This window comes from Pseudonocardia xinjiangensis (assembly GCF_050948425.1).
Classification (GTDB): Bacteria; Actinomycetota; Actinomycetes; order Mycobacteriales; family Pseudonocardiaceae; genus Pseudonocardia; species Pseudonocardia xinjiangensis.
On the sequence record NZ_CP192009.1, the window covers coordinates 4842232 to 4860055 of the forward strand.

Annotated in this window: 12 protein-coding genes; 6 read left to right on the plus strand and 6 right to left on the minus strand. The window is 70.3% G+C overall.

What is annotated here, in order from left to right; translation table 11 throughout:
• The first annotated feature begins 38 nt into the window (after window positions 1-38).
• Window positions 39-1484 (plus strand): sensor histidine kinase, encoded by a 1446-nt coding sequence (locus ACQPZA_RS22780; RefSeq protein ID WP_433273551.1) that lies wholly within the window; start codon window positions 39-41, stop codon window positions 1482-1484.
• The gene (locus tag ACQPZA_RS22785) at window positions 1481-2191 is read left to right on the plus strand and encodes a response regulator (RefSeq protein WP_433273553.1); all 711 of its coding nucleotides are present in this window, start codon (window positions 1481-1483) and stop codon (window positions 2189-2191) included. The genes ACQPZA_RS22780 and ACQPZA_RS22785 overlap by 4 nt, the downstream gene beginning before the upstream one ends.
• On the opposite strand, the gene ACQPZA_RS22790 is transcribed toward ACQPZA_RS22785, so the two are convergent.
• On the minus strand, window positions 2155-3339 hold the full coding sequence (locus ACQPZA_RS22790; protein WP_433273555.1) for an acyl-CoA dehydrogenase family protein: 1185 nt from the start codon (window positions 3337-3339) through the stop codon (window positions 2155-2157). The two genes, ACQPZA_RS22785 and ACQPZA_RS22790, sit on opposite strands and share 37 nt — an antisense overlap.
• Before the next feature lie 198 nt (window positions 3340-3537).
• Window positions 3538-5277: an oxalyl-CoA decarboxylase gene (gene oxc / locus ACQPZA_RS22795; RefSeq protein WP_169393609.1), complete on the minus strand. Its 1740-nt coding sequence runs from the start codon at window positions 5275-5277 to the stop codon at window positions 3538-3540.
• Window positions 5278-5509: 232 nt separating this feature from the next.
• On the opposite strand from oxc, the gene ACQPZA_RS22800 reads away from it, so the two are divergent.
• Entirely contained in the window at window positions 5510-7141 is a 1632-nt protein-coding gene (locus ACQPZA_RS22800; RefSeq protein ID WP_433273558.1) for a FadD7 family fatty acid--CoA ligase, read from the plus strand.
• A 20-nt stretch (window positions 7142-7161) separates the two neighbouring features.
• On the opposite strand, the gene ACQPZA_RS22805 is transcribed toward ACQPZA_RS22800, so the two are convergent.
• Both ACQPZA_RS22805 and ACQPZA_RS22810 read right to left on the minus strand, forming a co-directional pair.
• On the minus strand, window positions 7162-8094 hold the full coding sequence (locus ACQPZA_RS22805; protein WP_169393611.1) for a LysR family transcriptional regulator: 933 nt from the start codon (window positions 8092-8094) through the stop codon (window positions 7162-7164).
• 284 nt (window positions 8095-8378) lie between these two features.
• The gene (locus ACQPZA_RS22810; RefSeq protein ID WP_433273560.1) at window positions 8379-9359 is read right to left on the minus strand and encodes a cation diffusion facilitator family transporter; all 981 of its coding nucleotides are present in this window, start codon (window positions 9357-9359) and stop codon (window positions 8379-8381) included.
• Between the two features lie 116 nt (window positions 9360-9475).
• On the opposite strand from ACQPZA_RS22810, the gene ACQPZA_RS22815 reads away from it, so the two are divergent.
• A complete protein-coding gene (locus ACQPZA_RS22815) occupies window positions 9476-9841 on the plus strand; it encodes an ArsR/SmtB family transcription factor (protein ID WP_433273562.1) in 366 nt (121 codons plus the stop codon).
• A 3-nt stretch (window positions 9842-9844) separates the two neighbouring features.
• On the opposite strand, the gene ACQPZA_RS22820 is transcribed toward ACQPZA_RS22815, so the two are convergent.
• On the minus strand, window positions 9845-12640 hold the full coding sequence (locus tag ACQPZA_RS22820) for a Pls/PosA family non-ribosomal peptide synthetase (RefSeq protein WP_433273564.1): 2796 nt from the start codon (window positions 12638-12640) through the stop codon (window positions 9845-9847).
• Between the two features lie 970 nt (window positions 12641-13610).
• Between ACQPZA_RS22820 and ACQPZA_RS22825 the strand changes: the two genes are divergently transcribed.
• Window positions 13611-15059, plus strand: coding sequence for a glycosyltransferase (locus ACQPZA_RS22825; protein WP_433273566.1), 1449 nt, complete (start codon window positions 13611-13613; stop codon window positions 15057-15059).
• Between the two features lie 15 nt (window positions 15060-15074).
• Here ACQPZA_RS22825 and ACQPZA_RS22830 read toward each other — a convergent pair whose 3' ends face one another.
• A complete protein-coding gene (locus tag ACQPZA_RS22830) occupies window positions 15075-15935 on the minus strand; it encodes a polysaccharide deacetylase family protein (protein ID WP_169393615.1) in 861 nt (286 codons plus the stop codon).
• A gap of 229 nt (window positions 15936-16164) precedes the next feature.
• Here ACQPZA_RS22830 and ACQPZA_RS22835 point away from each other — a divergent pair, with 229 nt between their 5' ends.
• Window positions 16165-17754, plus strand: coding sequence for an ArnT family glycosyltransferase (locus tag ACQPZA_RS22835; RefSeq protein WP_433273568.1), 1590 nt, complete (start codon window positions 16165-16167; stop codon window positions 17752-17754).
• Window positions 17755-17824 lie beyond the last annotated feature (70 nt).

The window sequence follows — 17824 nt, forward strand, 5'->3', positions numbered from 1 at the left end:
CGTCCACACTCTCCGATTCACGAAGATCCGGTGATCGCATGACCTCGCACGGCGGCGGCCCCCGCCCGGATGTCCCTGCTCTCGTCGAGTCCGACATGGCGAACGGCTGGCCGGACCGGTTCTCGGCATGGGTCGACGACCGGCTCACGCGGGTGGGGCTGACCAGCAGCTTCCAGCGGGACTGCGCGCTGGCGGTGGCGGTGGTCCTGGCCTCGACCGTCCTGTTGCTGGTGCTGTTCGCCGACTCCGGGGAGATGGAGAGTCTGGGCTTCGGGCCGTTCCACATGGCCGCGGTGTTCGTCGTGATGACCGCGCAGGCGCTCCTGCTGTGCATCCGGCGCGTGAACCCCGTGCTCTGCCTCGCCGTGGTGGCGGTGCTGCAGGTGGCGCTGATCGCCGTGCTCCCGGTCGAAGGCGCCGTCCGCGGGTTCGCACCGTTCGTCGCCGCGTACACCTGTGGTGTCCTGCTGCCGGTTCGCCGGGCGGTCCGGGTCGTCACCGGCGTCGCGGTGTTCGAGACCGCCGGGTTCGTGGTGACGCACTTCGTCCCCGGCCTGACCATGGCAGCGCAGCTCGGCGGGCAGGCACCGGACGCGTCGTGGACGTCGGCGGTGTGGCTGGCGATCGGCCAGCTGGTCTCGAGCGTGCTCACCTACGCCGCGGCGGCGGCCGTCGGGGCGTACGCCGCCACGCGCCGGCAGTACGTCGAGCTGCTGCGGGTCCGGGCCGCGGAGGCGATCGAGTCGCAGCGGGCGCGAGCGGACGCCGCCATCGGGCTGGAGCGGTCCCGGATGGCCCGGGAGCTGCACGACATCGCCGCTCACCACCTCTCCGGCATGGTCGTCCAGACGGCGGTGGTCGAACGGCTCATCGACCGCGACCCGCAGGCGGCGAAGGACGCGGCAGCGTGGATCCGGGCGCAGGGCAAGGAGACACTGCACAACCTGCGCCTCGTCGTCGGCACCCTCCGCGAACCCGGGCAGGGCGACGCCCGTGGTGACGCCGGTGTCCTGGAGGACGGCGGAGCCCCGGTGCCCGGCCTCGCGGTCCTCGATCGCCTGCTGGGGACGGCGCGTGAGCTCGGGACGCCGGTCGAGTTCGTGCAGGAGGGCGACCGGCGGGAGCTGCCGCCGATCGCCGACGTGACGTTCTACCGGGTCGCGCAGGAGGCACTGGCGAACGCCAGGGACCATGCGCCGGGTGCACCGGCGCGGGTCCTGCTCCGCTTCCTCGGGTCGGAGGTCTCGCTGGACGTCGTCACCGATGCCGGCCCGCCGCGCGACACCGCGACCCCGCCGCGCGGCCATCGAGGGTTCGGCCTGGTCGGGATGAAGGAGAGGGCACAGGTGATCGGCGCGACCTTCGACGCCGGGCCCACCCCGTTCGGCGGGTGGCGGGTGTCGCTGGCACTTCCGGTCGACCGGGAGACCCCGGAAGCGGCGGCACTGCGCGCCTGGGGCACCAGCACCGGCGGTACGTCATGATCAGGGTGGTTCTCGCCGACGACCAGTTCGTGGTCCGGGCGGGGTTCCGGGTCATCCTCGAGCTCGCCGGTGACATCGAGGTCGTGGGCGAGGCGTCCGACGGCCCGACCGCCGTGGCACTCGCCCGCCGCCTGAACCCCGACGTCGTCTGCATGGACGTGCGCATGCCCGGCGGCAACGGGCTGGCGGCCACCCGCGAGATCGTCACCCGGGGAGTCGTCACCGGCGCGCCGCCGGAGTCGTCGCCTGCCGTGCTCGTCGTGACCACCTTCGACCTCGACGAGTACGTCTTCGGTGCGCTCGAAGCCGGTGCGAGTGGGTTCATCCTCAAGGACACCGAGCCCGACGACCTCGTCGACGCCGTCCGGCGGCTCGCGAACGGGTACGGGCTGGTCGACCAGGCCGTGACGCGGAGGGTGATCGCCGAGTTCGCCCGGCGGCGTCCCGCGCAGCCCCCAGGCACCGGCGCCGCGCAGCAGCTCACCGCCCGGGAGACCGACATCGTGCGGCTGCTCGCCCAGGGGCTGTCGAACGCCGAGATCGCGAAGGAGCTCGTCATCGAGACGAGCACCGTCAAGTCCCACCTCGGGCGGGCCATGACCAAGATCGGCGTCCGGGACCGGCTGCAGACGGTGGTGTGGGCCTACCGGAACGGCATGCACACAGCTCCTCAGAGCACGGGCATCGACGGGCTCCGGCCGAAGTAGAGTCCCCCGGCCCATTCCCGCATCAGCTCCTGACCCACGATGTGCTGGCCCAGCGTGGTCAGGTCACGCAGCTGTCGCTCGAGCGGGCACGTCTTCCTGATGGCGGCGGTGCCCACGGTGTCCACGAGGATCCGAACCGCGTCACGACACGTCGACACCGTGTGGACGTAGCAGCCGGCCAGGTCGGCTCGCTGTTGGAACGTCGGCTCGTCGCCGGCCTCCACGGTGGTCCACAAGGAGCCGATGGTGTCGTGCGCGTAGCTGCGGGCCGAGCCGACGAGCGCCCGGGCGCGGGCGATTCCGGATCGCATGCGAGGTTCGTCGCTGGCCGGAGTCATCTGGGGCATCAGCATTTTTCCGGCGATGATGTCGGCGGCCGTCTCGCAGGCGTCCAGGGCCACCCCCACAGGCACTCCCACAACATTGGCCACGAACATTCCGCGCCAGGCGTAGAGCGTTCCGGAGCGATGAGTCTCGCCGGGAAACCAGGTGTTCTCAGCGGGGACGAATGCGTCGGTGATCGTGTAGTCATGACTGCCGCTGCCGGCCAGCCCTGTCGTGTTCCAGGTGTCGAGCACCTGCCACTGGGCCGCGGGGAGCATTGCTATCCGGAACTCCGGCGTACCGTCGGCCGTGATTCGAGGTACCCCGTTCTCGGTCACCTGGGCACCACCGGTGATGACGTCGGCATGGGTCGACCCGCTGCCGAACGACCATCGACCCGACAGCCGGTAGCCGCCCTCGCAGACCTCGAGGGTCCCGGCCGGGGAGATCCAGCCGGCGGTCACCGCGTCGAGGTCGGGGTAGAGCGACCGGGCGGTGGCCTCGTCGACGTAGCCGCTGTAGTAGCCGCTGTCCGATCCGATCATCGCGCACCAGCCGGCCGAGGCGTCGGCTCGAGACAGGGTCTCGATGATCTCGATCTGTTCGAAGATGTCGAGTTCGGGTCCGCCCCAGATCTTGGGCATCGCCATTCGGAAGACACCCGTCGACCGGAGCGCGTCGATGACCGGTTTGGTCAGGCGGCGGGCGGATTCCACCTCGTCGGCATGCTCCCGCAAGAACGGCCCGATCTCGGCCGCTCTGGCGAGAATGGTCGAACTGTCCGGTACCGACTCGGTCTCTGTCACCATCTGCATGATCCCCATGACCGGCACCGTAATCCCGGCCGTTCCGAAACGGTAGGCGCCCCCACGTTGATTCGGTTGCCTTTACCGGGATTTGGAGCGATGCAGATTTATGAATCACTTTCGAGAGGGTGGACACCCACGACGAGCTGCAGCCCAGCTCCTCCACGAGCGAGGAGCTGGGCTGCAGGCCGGTAGGCACTACCGGGCGGGAGTGGCCTACTTCTTCTTCGTCAGGCCGATGCCCTTCGGGTTGAGGTGCCCGATGTTGCCGCTCTCGGTGCCGGCGGAGGGGTCGATCACGCAGTCGATGAGCGCCGGGCCACCCGAGGCCAGTGCCTCGGTGAGGGCCGCGGTGACCTCGGCCGGCGTGGTGGCGCGGTAGCCCTTGCCGCCGAACGCCTCGATCATCTTGTCGTGGCGCGCCTCGATCATCAGGGCCGTCGGCGCCGGGGCGTCCCCGAGCGGGTTGACGTCGTCACCACGGTAGACACCACCGTTGTTCATGATGACCGTGACGACGGGCAGGTTGTAGCGGCAGATCGTCTCCAGCTCCATGCCGCTGAACCCGAACGCGCTGTCGCCCTCGACGGCCACGACCGGGTCGCCGGTCTCCACGGCGGCGGCGATCGCGTAGCCCATGCCGATGCCCATGACGCCCCAGGTGCCGCTGTCGAGGCGGTGGCGCGGCACGTGCATGTCGATCACGTTGCGGGCGAGGTCCAGCGCGTTGGCGCCCTCGTTGACGATGTAGGTCTCGGGGCGCTCGTGAACGACGTCCCGGATCGCCTTCAGGGCACCCATGAACTGCATCGGGTGCTTGTCGGCCTTGAGGCGCTCCGCCATCTTGGCGACGTTCTGGGCCGAGCGCGCCGCCAGCTCCTCACGCCATGCGGTGGGGGCCGCGATCTGGCCCGGCTTGGTCCGCTCGGCGAGCGCCTCGAACACGGACTCGATGTCCCCGACGAGCGGGGCGGCGATGGGCTGGTTGCTGTCCATCTCCGTGGGCTCGATGTCCACCTGGACGAACTTCGCGTCGGGGTTCCACTGCGGGGCCTGGCCGTGGTTGAGCAGCCAGTTCAGCCGGGCACCGACGAGCATCACGACGTCGGCCTTCTTCAGCGCCAGCGACCGGGCGGTGGCCGCCGACTGCGGGTGGTCGTCGGGCAGCAGGCCCTTCGCCATCGACATCGGCACGTACGGGATGCCGGTGGACTCGATGAACTCGCGGATCTGGTCGTCCGCCTGCGCGTACGCGGCGCCCTTGCCCAGCACCACCAGCGGCCGCTCGGCGGTCGCCAGCACCTCGATCGCGCGGTCCACCGCCTCGGGCGCGGGCAGCTGGCGCGGCGCGGGATCGACGAGACGGCTCAGCGTCTTGGCGCCGGCCTCCGCGTCCATGATGGAGCCGAGCACCGCGGCCGGGATGTCGAGGTACACCCCGCCCGGACGACCGGAGATCGCGGTGCGCAGCGCGCGGGCGATGCCACGGCCGATGTCCTCGACGCGGCTCACCCGGTACGCGGCCTTGCAGAACTGCTGCGCCGCGGCGAGCTGGTCCATCTCCTCGTAGTCGCCCTGCTTGAGGTCGACGACGTGCCGCTCGCTCGAGCCGGAGATCTGCACCATCGGGAAGCAGTTCGTGGTGGCGTTGGCGAGCGCGACGAGCCCGTTGAGGAAGCCCGGCGCGGATACCGTCAGGCATACGCCCGGCTTCTTGGTGAGGTAGCCGGCGATCGCCGCGGCGTGCCCCGCGTTGCTCTCGTGCCGGAAGCCGATGTAGCGGATGCCCTCCGCCTGCGCGAGCCGGGCCAGGTCGGTGATCGGGATGCCGACGACCCCGTAGATGGTCTCGACGTCGTTGAGCTTGAGCGCGTCGACGACCAGGTGGTACCCGTCGGTCTGCTCGGCCGGAACGTCGGGGGTCGGCGCAGTCTCCTGCGCTGAAGGGGCGGTCATGGTCCGAGGTCCTCCTGGGGCGGCTGTGCCTGTTCGGATGCTCCTGATCACTTTCCGCAGCGTTCGTCCTCGCGTCCAAGACCTAAAGACGACCAGCCGATAAACAACATCTATCAAATGGTGATCGTTGCATGTCCCACGGGTCGTGAGGCAGGTTGATAGATGCTCGCTATCGGCTGGTCGCCGGTGCGTATTGGACGCACGCTCCGCGCCCGCGCAGGCTCGCCGGGGCATGCTTGATCAGAACTGGCGCGAGGAGGTGGTGATCATCGCGGTTCCGACGGCGGCGTCGGTGAGCGACGCCAACCGGTACCGGCCCCCGGCGGTCACGGGCCTCGCCGACCTCCTCGACCGGCAGGTGCGCGACCACCCCCACGCCCGGGCGCTCGTCGTCACCGAGGCCAGGGCACACTTGTCCTACCACGCCCTTGCGGCCCTGGTCGAGGACGTGACCGGCCGGCTCGGCGGCACGGGGCTGCGCCGCGGCGACGCGATCGGCCTCGTCTGCGCCAACACCGCCGAGTTCGTCGTCGCGCTCCTGGGCGCGGCGCGGGCGGGGCTGGTGGTCGCCCCGATCGACCCCACGCTCCCCGCCTCGCAGATGTCCGCCCGCATCGGGGCGGTGGGGGCACGGGCGATCCTCCTGGGGCCCCCGGCGGCAGGCGACGCACCGGTCGCACAGGCCGACGTCCCGTCCTGGAACCTGCGGCTGGACATCTCCCCGGCCGGGACCGCGACGGTCGAGTTCGAGACCGGTGGGCCCGTGGTGCCACCCGTCCGTGGGGCACGTCACGACCTCTCGGCCGACGACGCGCTCGTGCTGTTCACCGCGGGCACCACCGACCAGGCCAAGATGGTCCCGCTCACCCACGCCAACGTGGCGGCCTCCGTCCGGGACATCTGCGCCACCTACGAGCTCGGCCCCGACGACGCGACGGTCGCGGTGATGCCGTTCTTCCACAGCCACGGCTTGTTCGCGGCGCTCCTGGCCTCCCTGGCGAGCGGCGGGTGCGTGCTGCTGCCCGGGCAGGGGCGATTCTCGGCCGACACGTTCTGGGACGACATGCGGGCCGCGGCCGCCACGTGGTTCACCGCGGTCCCGGCCGTCCACGAGACCCTCCTGGACCGATCGGCGGTGGAGTACCCGGGCCCGCAGGTCGTGCCCGTGAAGTTCGTGCGCAGCTGCGGCGCCCCTCTCAACACGGCCACGCAGCGGGCGCTGGAGCGCACGCTCGGCGCCCCGCTGCTGTCCGTGTACGGGATGACCGAGTCCGCGCACCAGGTGACCAGCGAGCCGCTGCCGCAGCAGGGACCGCTGAAGCACGGGTCGGTCGGCCGGTCGACCGGCGTGGATCTCCGTGTCGTGGACGACCACGGGCACCCGTGCCCACCGGGCACCCAGGGCGAGGTGTGGGTGCACGGTCCCACCGTCACCCGCGGCTACCTCGCCGACCCGGGCGGCACGGCGCAGAGCTTCCCCGACGGGTGGTTCCACACCGCCGATCTGGGCTTCCTGGACGAGGACGGCTACCTGTTCCTCACCGGGCGCATCGCGAGCCTCATCAACCGCGGCGGCGAGAAGATCTCGCCGGAGTACGTCGAGGACATCCTCGCCGGGTGCCCCGGTGTCGCCGAGGCGGCCGTGTTCGCCATCCCCGACGCCGTCCACGGGCACCGGGTCGGCGCCGCCGTGGTGGTCGAGCGCGAGGGCGAGGGCGTCGGGCCCGAGCAGATCCTGCAGTACTGCCGCCAGCGGCTGTCCGCCTTCGAGGTACCCGACCGGCTCGAGGTCGTCGCCGCCCTGCCGCATACCGCCGAGGGCGGGCTGGACCGGCGGGCGGTGGACGCCCTGTACGCGCACTGACCCGGCCGGCCGGCCCGGTCTCACCTGACGCGGTGCTCGGTCGGCAGGGGCTGGTCGAACAGCTCGGCCAGCGACAAGCCCGTTGCCGCCTTCACGAACGCCCGGGCCGCCACCGACCCGGGGGTGGCCGAGTGGATCCCCACGGAGACCTGCGCCCTGACGACCGGGTCGACCAGGCGGACGGCCCTCGTCCTGCCGATCACCGGCATGGCCCGCAACCACGTGTGCGGCACGATGCTCGCCCATTCCCCCGCGCCCACGTGCGCATACAGCGACGCGACCGAGTCGGTCTCCACCTGCGGGGTGACCGCGACCCCGATGTCGGCGAAGGCGCTGTCGATGACCTGGCGGTTCCTCATGTCGGGCGTCAGCAACGCGAGCGGCAGCTGCGCCGCGTCCGCCCACGTCATGGTGTCGGTCTGGGACACCAGCTGGTCGGCCGACACCAGCACCACGTACCGCTCCTCGTAGAGCGGCACCACCTGCAGGCTCTCCCGGTCGTCTGGCGCAAAGTGGGCGATCGCGGCGTCCAGCTCGTACTCGCGCAGCTGGCGGTGCAGGTCCGCCGTGGACAGTCGCGAGCTGACCTGCACCTTCGCCAGCGGGTGCGCCGAGCAGAACGCGGCCACGGGGATCGCCAGGGTGGTGGATGCCGTGGGTTCCGTCCCCAGCCGCAGCGTCCCGGTGATGCCGGACTGGACGGCGGCCACCTCGGCCTTGAACGCGTCCTGCTCGGCGAGGATCCGCTTCGCCCACACGACGAGGCGTTCGCCCTCCGGGGTGAGGCCCTCGTAGTTGTGCCCGCGGTTGATCAGCGTGACGTTGAGCTCCCGCTCCAGCTTGGCGATCGCCGCCGAGAGCGCGGGCTGCGAGACGTAACAGGCTTCCGCCGCCCGCGCGAAGTGCCTCTCCCTGGCCACTGCCACGAAGTACTCCAGCTGGCGGAACAGCACGAGCGACTCCTCTCTGCCTGGGCACCGCGTCGGACCCGGCCGCTCGGTTCGGTCGCTCCGGCGACTCCTCCCATCATCCTGTGGGTGCCGGCCGACGGTGTCACCGCCTCCGCCCGGCGCTCCGTTCCGGTGGCGAGATCGCCGGGCGGCCGGCCGGACCGGTCCGCTGCCGGGCCCACGGCGTCCGATAGCGGAGGAGGAACCCGCTGGGGTGGAGGTTGTCCTCGACGGTGACGGCACGAGCCGCACGGCGCCCTCACGGGTAGGCCGAGCCCCTCCGGGCCCTATCCGGAGATCGCCCCTGCCTCCAGCGCGGCGGGATGGTGGGCGAGCACGGCGTGGTGGTCGCGGTCGCCGGTGTCGCGCGGGCTCACGTGGACCGTGGCCGCCACCAGGCGGGGCACCCCGTGCAGGAGGTTGTGCTCGGCGGTGGTGGCGATGTCGTGGGCCTCCACGATGCCCAGGCGCGGGTCGACCACGATGCCGGTCTCGGCGCGGACGCGGTGCCCGATCCAGCGCAGCCGCAGCTCCTGGACGTCCACGACGCCGGGCACGGCCCGCAGGGTCGCCTCCGCGGTGTCCACGAGCTCGGGGTCGACGGCATCCATGAGGCGGCGGTAGATCTGCACCGCCGCCCCCTTGAGCACCACCAGGATCGCGGCCGTGATCAGCAGCCCGACGATCGGGTCGGCCAGCGGGAACCCGGCCAGCACCCCGAGCGCACCGGCGACCACGGCGAGGGAGGTGAACCCGTCGGTGCGGGCATGCAGGCCGTCGGCCACCAGGGCCGCCGACCCGATCCGGCGCCCGACGCGGATCCGGTAGACCGCCACCAGCTCGTTGCCGGCGAACCCGACGAGCCCGGCGGCGATCAGCACGCCGATGTGCGTGACCGGCTGGGGGTCCAGCAGCCTGTGGACCGCCTCGTACCCGGCCACCACCGCGGACAGCGCGATCATCGCCACGATGAACACCCCGGCCAGGTCCTCGGCGCGCCCGAAGCCGTAGGTGTAGCGCCGGGACGCCGCCCGCCTGCCGAGCACGAACGCGATCCACAGCGGCACCGCGGTGAGCGCGTCGGAGAAGTTGTGGACGGTGTCGGCGAGCAACGCCACGGACCCGGTCAGCACCACCACCGCCGCCTGAGCCGCGGCGGTGATCCCCAGGGCGACCAGGCTGATCTTCACCGCGCGGATGCCTGCCTCGTCCGCCTCCAGCGCCGCATCCACGGAGTCCGCCGCGTCGTGGCTGTGGGGCCGGAACACGGACCGGGCCCACCCTCGCAGGCCATTCGCGTGCCCGTGCCCGTGTCCGACGGCTCCCGAGTGGTGGTTGTCGCTCACGGTTGTGACGATCCCCGACTTCCCGCCATTATGCAACCATGCGCGCGCACGATGAACTGGCAGATGCCAACCGCCTGCAGCCGCCCGTGGTGGGCGATCAGCTCGTGCTGGCCGCGGAGGTGTTGGGACATCTGGCCGACCCCACCCGCCTGCACCTGCTGCGGTTGCTCGCCGGCGGCGAGCAGGACGTCACCGGCCTCACCGCCCAGGTCCCGGCGTCCCGCTCGTCGGTCTCCCAGCATCTGGGGCGGCTACGCCTGGCCGGCCTGGTCCAGGCCCGCCGCGAGGGACGCCGGATGGTCTACCGCCTCACCAGTGACCATCTGCACGCGCTCGTCGAGGAGGCCTACCAGTTCGCCGGGCATCTCGTGCACCGGATCCCGCACCACAGCGCGGAAGGGTGATTCCTAGTCCCCGACCGGTCCGACCTCCATCGCGGGATTGCCCGCCCACCGGGTGCGTGGTGGCACTTCCTCGCCCTTCATGAGGAAGGAGTCGGGCTCGAGCACCGAACCGTCACCGACAGTCGTGCCGTAGTGGACGAAGGCGCCGACCCCGAGCGTGACCCCGGAACCGATCGTGACGCGGTCGGACTTGAAGGCGCCGTCCTCCTGGGAGTGGCATTGGATGACCGAACCGGCATTGAGGATGACGTCGTCACCGATTGTCACCATCGTCTTCTCCACGATCTCGCAGCCGTCATCGAACAGCCGCTTCCCGACCCGCATGCCCAGCAGCCGCCAGATCACACTCTTGAACGGGGTGCCGTTGAAGATCGGGAAATTCGCCGTCACGGAGAGTTTCCAGAACCGCTCGTGCCGCCAGAAGTCGACGTCATAGATCGAGCAGCCCGCCGGCCGCAAGGTCTGCAATGACATGACCGCCCGGGCAATCAGCACGAAGTAGGCAACAGTGAATACAACGATGAGCGTCGTGGCTGCGGCGATCGCGGTCGCACCGAAACTCTTGTAGAGGTCCACCCCGGCCATGGCGATGAGCGTGACACCGAGAAAGAAGACCCAGCCCGCCAGGAGGAACAGGACCATCGTGACGATGTTGTGCCGGTTCTTCGCGGCGAGGCGGCGGTGCAACTCGTCGCGGCTCTCGAGGTCGAATCCGACATCCCGCCGGACCGATCTCGGAATCTCGAAGCTCGGCGAACCCAGAAGTCCGACACCCTCTCTGATCCGACCGTCCAGCGGAACCATGACCTTCGTCGCGAGAAGACAGTTGTCACCCGTCCGACCCTGCGCCGGATAAGCAATCCTGTTGCCGAGAAAGTTGTGCGCCCCGATCGACGCACGGGACACCCGAAAAGATGTGCTCGAGAACTCCGCATTCATGATCGACAGCCCGTCGGCAACCATTGTCCCGCTACCGACCGAGCTCAGGTACGGGGACTCGTGCTTCACCTCCAGACCGAAGTTCGACCCGGTCTGCTCGACCTGTGAAAGGTCGTGCCCGAGGCGGCCCAGATAGTTGACGATATAGGAGCTGTCGCCGAAGAGGATGGTGAAGAACCGCAGGTTCGTCATGCGCGAGATCGCGTGATGGGCCCAGTAGTGAATGCCGTACAGACGGTAGACCTGGTCCGGCTCGATCAGGCGGTTCAGGACGCGGGGCACGGTGACCACGACGAGGAGAGCTACGAGTGACGAGCCGAAGAAGAGCACGACAGAGGCGATCAGCGCGTCGAGGTAGAAGATCGGGTCCGCCATGCCCAACGACCGCGGATCCAGGAGTGCGGCCAGCTTCGGAAACTCCAGGAGCAGCATGGAGACGCCACCGAGGAGCAGCGGCAGACCGACGACCAGCACTCCCAGCAGTTGCAGGGCGGGGTAGACGACCCTCCTCAGGGTGCCGCAGCCGGCGGGCTCGACGGACTCGTAGTCCACGTCCGTCCGCCGCGCGGGCGTGCCGTGCCAGTGCTCGCCGTCGGGCACGGCCTGACCGGAGTGCAGCGACGAAGAATGACCCAACTGGGATTCGTCACCCATCGAGGTGTCGATGTCGACGACCGTCGCCTCGCCGACGAATACGTTCTGACCGAGAGTCACCGTACCGGTCTGGATCAGTCCGGCCTGGGCGCGATAGCAGTTGAAGAACGAGTCCTTCCGGATCACCGTGCCGTCCCCGATGGTGAGCAGGTCGGTGCATACCGGCACGTTTCGGGAGAAGATGGCCACCCCTCGTCCGACACGTGCGCCGAGCGCCCTCAGGTAGAGCACGTGAAGCGGCGAACTCGAACTCGTGCGCGACCGGCCACCCGCGACCAGCAGCAGCGGATTCGACCGCACCAGCGACTTGACGAGCCAGAAGCGCACGTACCCCGGACTCCAGATGCGGATCTGCCGGGGCCGCCACCGACCGATCAGCACCCACTTCGCCAGAATCGGAAGTAGGCACAGAGCCACGAAGCCGACGACTCCGAACAGCACGGACCGCAGATAGATGTCGACGAGGCCGGAACCTGCGGAGATCCACTCGAAGCCGCGCTCGAGGATGAGTCCGGAGAGATAGGCAAATCCGAGGAAGACCAGGAGTTGGAGCACTCCGCACAGCACGTACTGGATCCGGCCGACCGGCTGCACCTGCGGGACGGGCGCCGTTGCCACCGCCTCGGCCGGAGCGGGAGCCGGTTCCACGAGCGCGGTCGCGAGCCCCCGGATGGTGGGGCTCCGGTAGACGTCCTGCATCGAGACGGACGGGAGATCTGGCCGCTTCCGGACTCTCGCGCAGAACTGGGCCATCACCATCGAGTCCGCACCCAGATCATCGAAGAAGTGACTGTCCGCCGCCACCTGCGGCACATCCATGAGATCGGCCAGAACCTGTCCGAAGGCCTTCTCGAGGGAAGTGGGCGGAGGCGCCACGAGCGCCCCGGCAAGGGCTCTGACCGTCGGATGTCGATAGACATCGGCCATCGAGACGGACGGGATGTCCGCTCGCTTCCGCACCTTTGCACAGAAGCGTGCCATCACCATCGAATCAGCACCCAGGTCGTCGAAGAAATGACCCTCCACCGACACCTTCGAACAGCCCACGAGTTCTGCCAGGACCTCAGAAAAAATCTCCTCGACAAAGGTCGTCGGGCCAGCGCACTCCCCCTCTACGACCGCCGCGTCAACCAGATCAACCATCAATACTTCTCCAGATTTCCGCACGAATCCGAATGCACACGAGACATGGGTCAGCACGACCACTGGGCCATCCGGTGGAGCCATGGTCCGGGCACTTCATTCATGTCACGCAGGACGAGGTAGCAGGGGGTGAAAGGTCGTGAACGGTCCGTGTCCGGGCAACATTTACGGAGCCGACGAATCGTCGACTCGATCCCGACAAGGCAGACTAGTCACCCGTTCTGCCGAGGTGTCAAGAGCGGGTGGAAAAGTAAAAAAATGTTTGCCGACCACACCGGGAGCAGGTCCGGGTATCCACCCCGCACAGTGCCGCGGATTGTTGGTCCGAATGCCCGGCGCTCCTACGTCGTTTGGTTCCCTAATACCGGGCGAGCCGCATGAATGTGAACACACGGCAGGGCCGCGATCGCGAAGCGTGAGCACTCCGGCAGGTCGGCGCAGCAGCAGTCTGCGCCGGGCGCCCCGGGACGCCTCCCGGCGAGGACCGGCGCCGGAGGCGGGGCTGAAGCACCTCGACGCTGCGTTACGGTGTTGTCTACTCTTTCCGGGTGACGCAAGGGCTGCTGCACGGCCACCTGATCGGCTTTGCCCGGACGGCAGTGTCGGCCGTCGCCACCGCGTCGTACGACGGGCACCTGGGGCGACGCCCGTTCCGGGAGAGGTTCAGCTGCGCGGTAACGCCACGCAGTCGATCTACGAAAGTCCGGATGCCGGGTTTCGCTCAGTGTGGGCGGGTCGTCCGGTTGCTCGGGAACCGCACACACGCACCAGCACGATGCTCAGGCACAACACGGAGGAAGGGGCTGAGGCGTGACCAGCACTCCGTGGACGTCCGGGTCCGGAGCGGCGCTGCGCTTCCCGGCTCCGGTCCGTCCCGCCCGTTCCCCGTCCGGCTAGATTGTCGTCCCGCTCGCTCCCACCCCGGCGAGGTGTTCGGCCCGCTCCCGCTCCACCCGCTCGTCGTCCCGCCCGAATCCGTCGCTCGCTCCCTGTCCGGCCCACTCCCCGTCCGGCCCGCCATCGAGGAATCTGCATGAACACCCCGCCCGAATCCGCTGCCGCGCCGCTGAAGCCCGCCGAGCTGATGTCGGCAGGCTCCCTCGGGGACGGTCGCCGGAGGCAACCCGGCGCACCGCTCGCCCCAGCGGCCACCGGCGCCTTCGAGCCGATCCAGGTGGTCACCATCGACCTGGCCGAGCCGTTGGAGGCGCTCGAGCGGCTCCCGTCGACGAGCGGCGTCCCCTACTGCGGGGTGCGGGTGCTGGTGCTGCTGCACGACATCCCGATCGGGGTGGTCTGGGTCGGCTTCGACTCCGACAAGCTCTCGGCGCCGACGCTCGCCGAGGCGATCTGCGCCGAGCTCGGCGACCACCTCATGGATCACCTGATCCGCGACGGAGTCGACCCGGAGACGGCCCGCTCGGCGTTCGACCCCGAGGCGCTGGCGCTCGGCTTCCCCGGCACCTGCGCCGCGGTCCCGTCGGCGCTCCCGGGCGTCCGGGCCAGCGTCGTGCTCGCGACCCGCGGACGGCCGGCGTCCCTCCCGCACGCCCTCGACGCCCTGCTGCGGTCGGATCACCCGGACTTCGAGATCGTGGTGGTGGACAACTCGCCCTACGACCTCCGCACGGCCACGCTCATCCACGAGCAGTACGCGGACGACCCGCGCATCAAGCTCGTCCCCGAGCCCCGGCCCGGCCTGTCGTACGCGCGCAACCGCGGCCTGAACGCCGCCGAGGGCGACATCATCGCGTTCACCGACGACGACGTCGTGGTCCAGCCGTCGTGGCTCAGCCGCATCAGCGCCGAGTTCGCGGATCCGGCCGTCACCTGCGTGACCGGTCTGGTCGAACCGGTGGAGCTCGAGTCGTTGTGGCAGTGGTGGTTCGAGTGCGCAGCCGGGTTCGGCCGGGGCACCGAGCGGCGCGTCTACCACCTCACCGCCTCACCCGCCGCGTCGCCGCTCTTCCCGTACGAGCTGGGCAGCTACGGCACCGGTGCGAGCATGGCGCTGCGGAAGAGCGCGCTCCCGCCGGGATGGGCCTTCGACGAGGCACTCGGCGCAGGCAGTCCGGCCGCGGGCGGCGAGGACCTCGACCTGTTCCTGGACGTGCTCACCCTGAGCGGCACGCTCGTGTACCAGCCTGCGGCGTTCTCCTTCCACCGCCACCGCGCCGACGGCGCCGGCCTGAGCGCGCAGATGCGCGGTTACGGCCGCGGGCTGACCGCTCTGCTCGCCAAGCGGCTGCTGACCCGGCCGCAGGAGCGCGCGCTCCTGCTCAAGAAGGCAGCGGCCGGCGTCCGCCACGTCCTGGGCCCGGAGTTCCGCACCGGGGCGAAGGACACGGTCGCGGCAGCGCCCTATCCCCGTGCGCTGCGGATCCAGGAGGCGCTCGGCATGCTCCAGGGCCCCGCGACCTACCTGATGGGCGTGCGGCGGGCGCGGCGGCTCAGGAAGGTCTGGGGCCCTGGCGGCCGGTAGCCGGCCGGGCGGTCGTCAGTACCACTCTTCCCAGTTGTCGTAGCAGCCCGCCAGCGCGGCGCGGAACAAGCGGGGGCTGTCGAGCCGGGTGATGAACGTCCGGGGCACGGTGCCTGCCGGCCGGGTGTCGACCGACTGGGCGTACACGATCTTGTAGCCCACGTCTGCCGCTGCGGCCCGTGCCGCGTCCGACCAGTTGCGGGACTGCCCGAACGGGATCGCGAACTCCTCGACGGGCTGGCCGAGCACCTGCTCCATCCGCTCCCGGGACACCTCGAGCTCCGCGCGCGCTTCGGCCGCCCCGATCCGGCCGAAGTCGGGGTGGGTGGCCGAGTGGCTCGCGAGGCTGATCCCGTAGTCCTGGAGCGCTCTCACGCCCCTCCAGTCGAGCACGTGCCGGTACTGCTCGGGGTGCTTCCCGTCGGCCCATCCCGAGACGACGAACATCGTCGCGGGGATGCCGTGGTGGCGCAGCACCGGAGCGGCGTTCGTGAGGACGCTCGTGACACCGTCGTCGAAGGTCAGCGCCAGAAGCTGCTTCTCCGGTTCGGCCATCACCTCGGCCGGTGTCGCGAAGCTCCAGCCGTCGTCGGCCGCGAGCTGGAGATGCCGCTCGAACTCCCGTGGGCGGACGTCGTTCACGCCCCACGAGGGAGTGCCGATCGAGTGGTAGGCGAGGATGCGGCCGCGCCGCGCCGACGGTGCCCATTCGAGCATCCGCCGGGCGAGGGCCCAGCGCTCGACGCCGAGCCGCCCGGTCACCGCGCAGCCGTAGGCGACCTGCGCCGCGCGGGAACCGACCACCGCCTTGCGGATCGACGCCGCGTTGATCCCTGCCTTGCCGGTCGACGCCTCACCGGTCGACTCCGTGCTCATGTAGCAGCCACCTCTCCATTTCCGGGTCGTCGCTCCATGGCTTCCGACGTTCAGCGGCTCGGATCAGCCCCGGCACCGCGCGCCGCAGCCTATGGCCCGTTCGGGGCCCGGCCGGACCGGGCCGGGGCGCAGCCCCGCGGTCACCGATGCACAACGAAGCTGAAGGTGCACTGAGAACACAAAGCCCACGCTCAGCGTCCCCACAGGGACGAGTGAAGATCCTTCAGTTGTGCTCAGTGCCCAGCTACCCCGGACCCGCCCTCCTGCACCGCCGTCGACGACCGGGCGGGAGCCGATCGGCAGGGCGGCGCTCTCCGTGGTCGCCGTCGTCACGCTGCTGTCGGTGGTGCGAGCCTTCGGTCCGCTGACCTACCCCGGGGACATCTGGCGCCAGTCCGACACGGCGACGATCGCGCGGAACTTCGCGACGGGCGGGATGCAGCTGTTCTACCCGCAGATCAACTGGGGCGGCGCCGGACCCGGGTACGTCGAGACCGAGTTCCCGCTGATGCCGTGGCTGAGCGCGGCGCTCTACGAGGTCTTCGGAGAGCACGCCTGGCTGGGCCGGCTGGTCTCGCTGGTGTTCATGCTGGTCGCGACGGCCGCCTTCTGGGGACTCGCCCGGCGGCTGCTGCCGGTGCGCGTCGCGCGGTGGGCGCTGGTCGCCTTCGCCGTCTCCCCCGCCTTCATGCGCTACGGCACCGCCTTCATGCCGGAGGCGACGGTGCTGGCCTGCTACCTGCTGGCGCTGCTCGCGTTCTGCCGCTGGCTGCAGGAGGACCGCCGGATCTGGCTGGTGGCGGCCGCCGCCGCGACCTCGGCCGCGGCGCTGGTCAAGCCGACGTCCCTGCACATCGGCGTGGTGCTGGGGATCTGGCTGGCCCTCGCGGCGCCGTCGCGCCTGCGGCGCCCGTCGCTCTACCTGGCCGGGGTCGCCGCACTCGTGGCGCCGGCGCTGTGGCTGTGGCACGGCGCCCGGTTGCACGCCGAGTACGGCAACACCTTCGGTGTGCTCTCCGGCGGCGACAGCAAGTGGGGGAGCCTCGCGCTGTGGTTCTCCCCGGCCTTCTACCTCGGGAACCTCAAGACCGAGACGATCTTCGTGTACGGGCTGGTCGGCGTTCCGCTGGCCGTGCTCGGCGTCGTGTGGCTGTGGCGGCGCCGCTCGGCGGGTACGCCGACCGGCTCGGTCTTCCCGCTCGTGGTGGGCGGCGTGGTCGCGCTCGTCGTCTACTACTTCGCCGTCGGCCGCTACAGCAGCTCCGACCTGGGGATCCAGTACCACATCTACTCGTTGCCCTACGCCGCGATCTGCACCGGTGCCGGCCTCGCCGCGGCGGCGGAGTGGCTGCGCCCCAGGCTGTCGGCAACGGTGTTCGCCGTCGTCTCCGGGCTCGCGGTGGTCGCGCTCGGCGCGCAGTCGGTCAACGTCCTCGCCGAGTCCCTCCGGTCGAGCGCGGGAGCCTTCGGCACCTGCGCCGACGCCCTCACCCAGGTCTCCGCACCCGGCCAGCTCGTCGTGGTGGGCACGACGAGCCGGAGCGTGGAGAACGGGGTGCCCAACAACTACCAGGAGCCGGTGATCTTCTACCTGGCCGACCGGAAGGGGTGGAGCCTCGCGGCCGACCAGCAGGACCCCGCGCTCCTCGCGCAGTACCGGCAGGAGGGCGCCCGGTTCTACGTGGCACCCGACTCCGACCTCGTGCCCGCCGGTGGCGCGCTGTCCCAGTGGCTCGGCGCGAACGCCACCCAGGTCCGGTCCAGCGGGTCCGACGGCTGCGCCGTGTGGGCACTCGACCATCCGGTCACCACCTCCTGACGACCTCGGAGCGCGGTGATCGGGTCACCCGACCGGGGTTGTACGATCGCGCGGTGCATGTCGACGACAA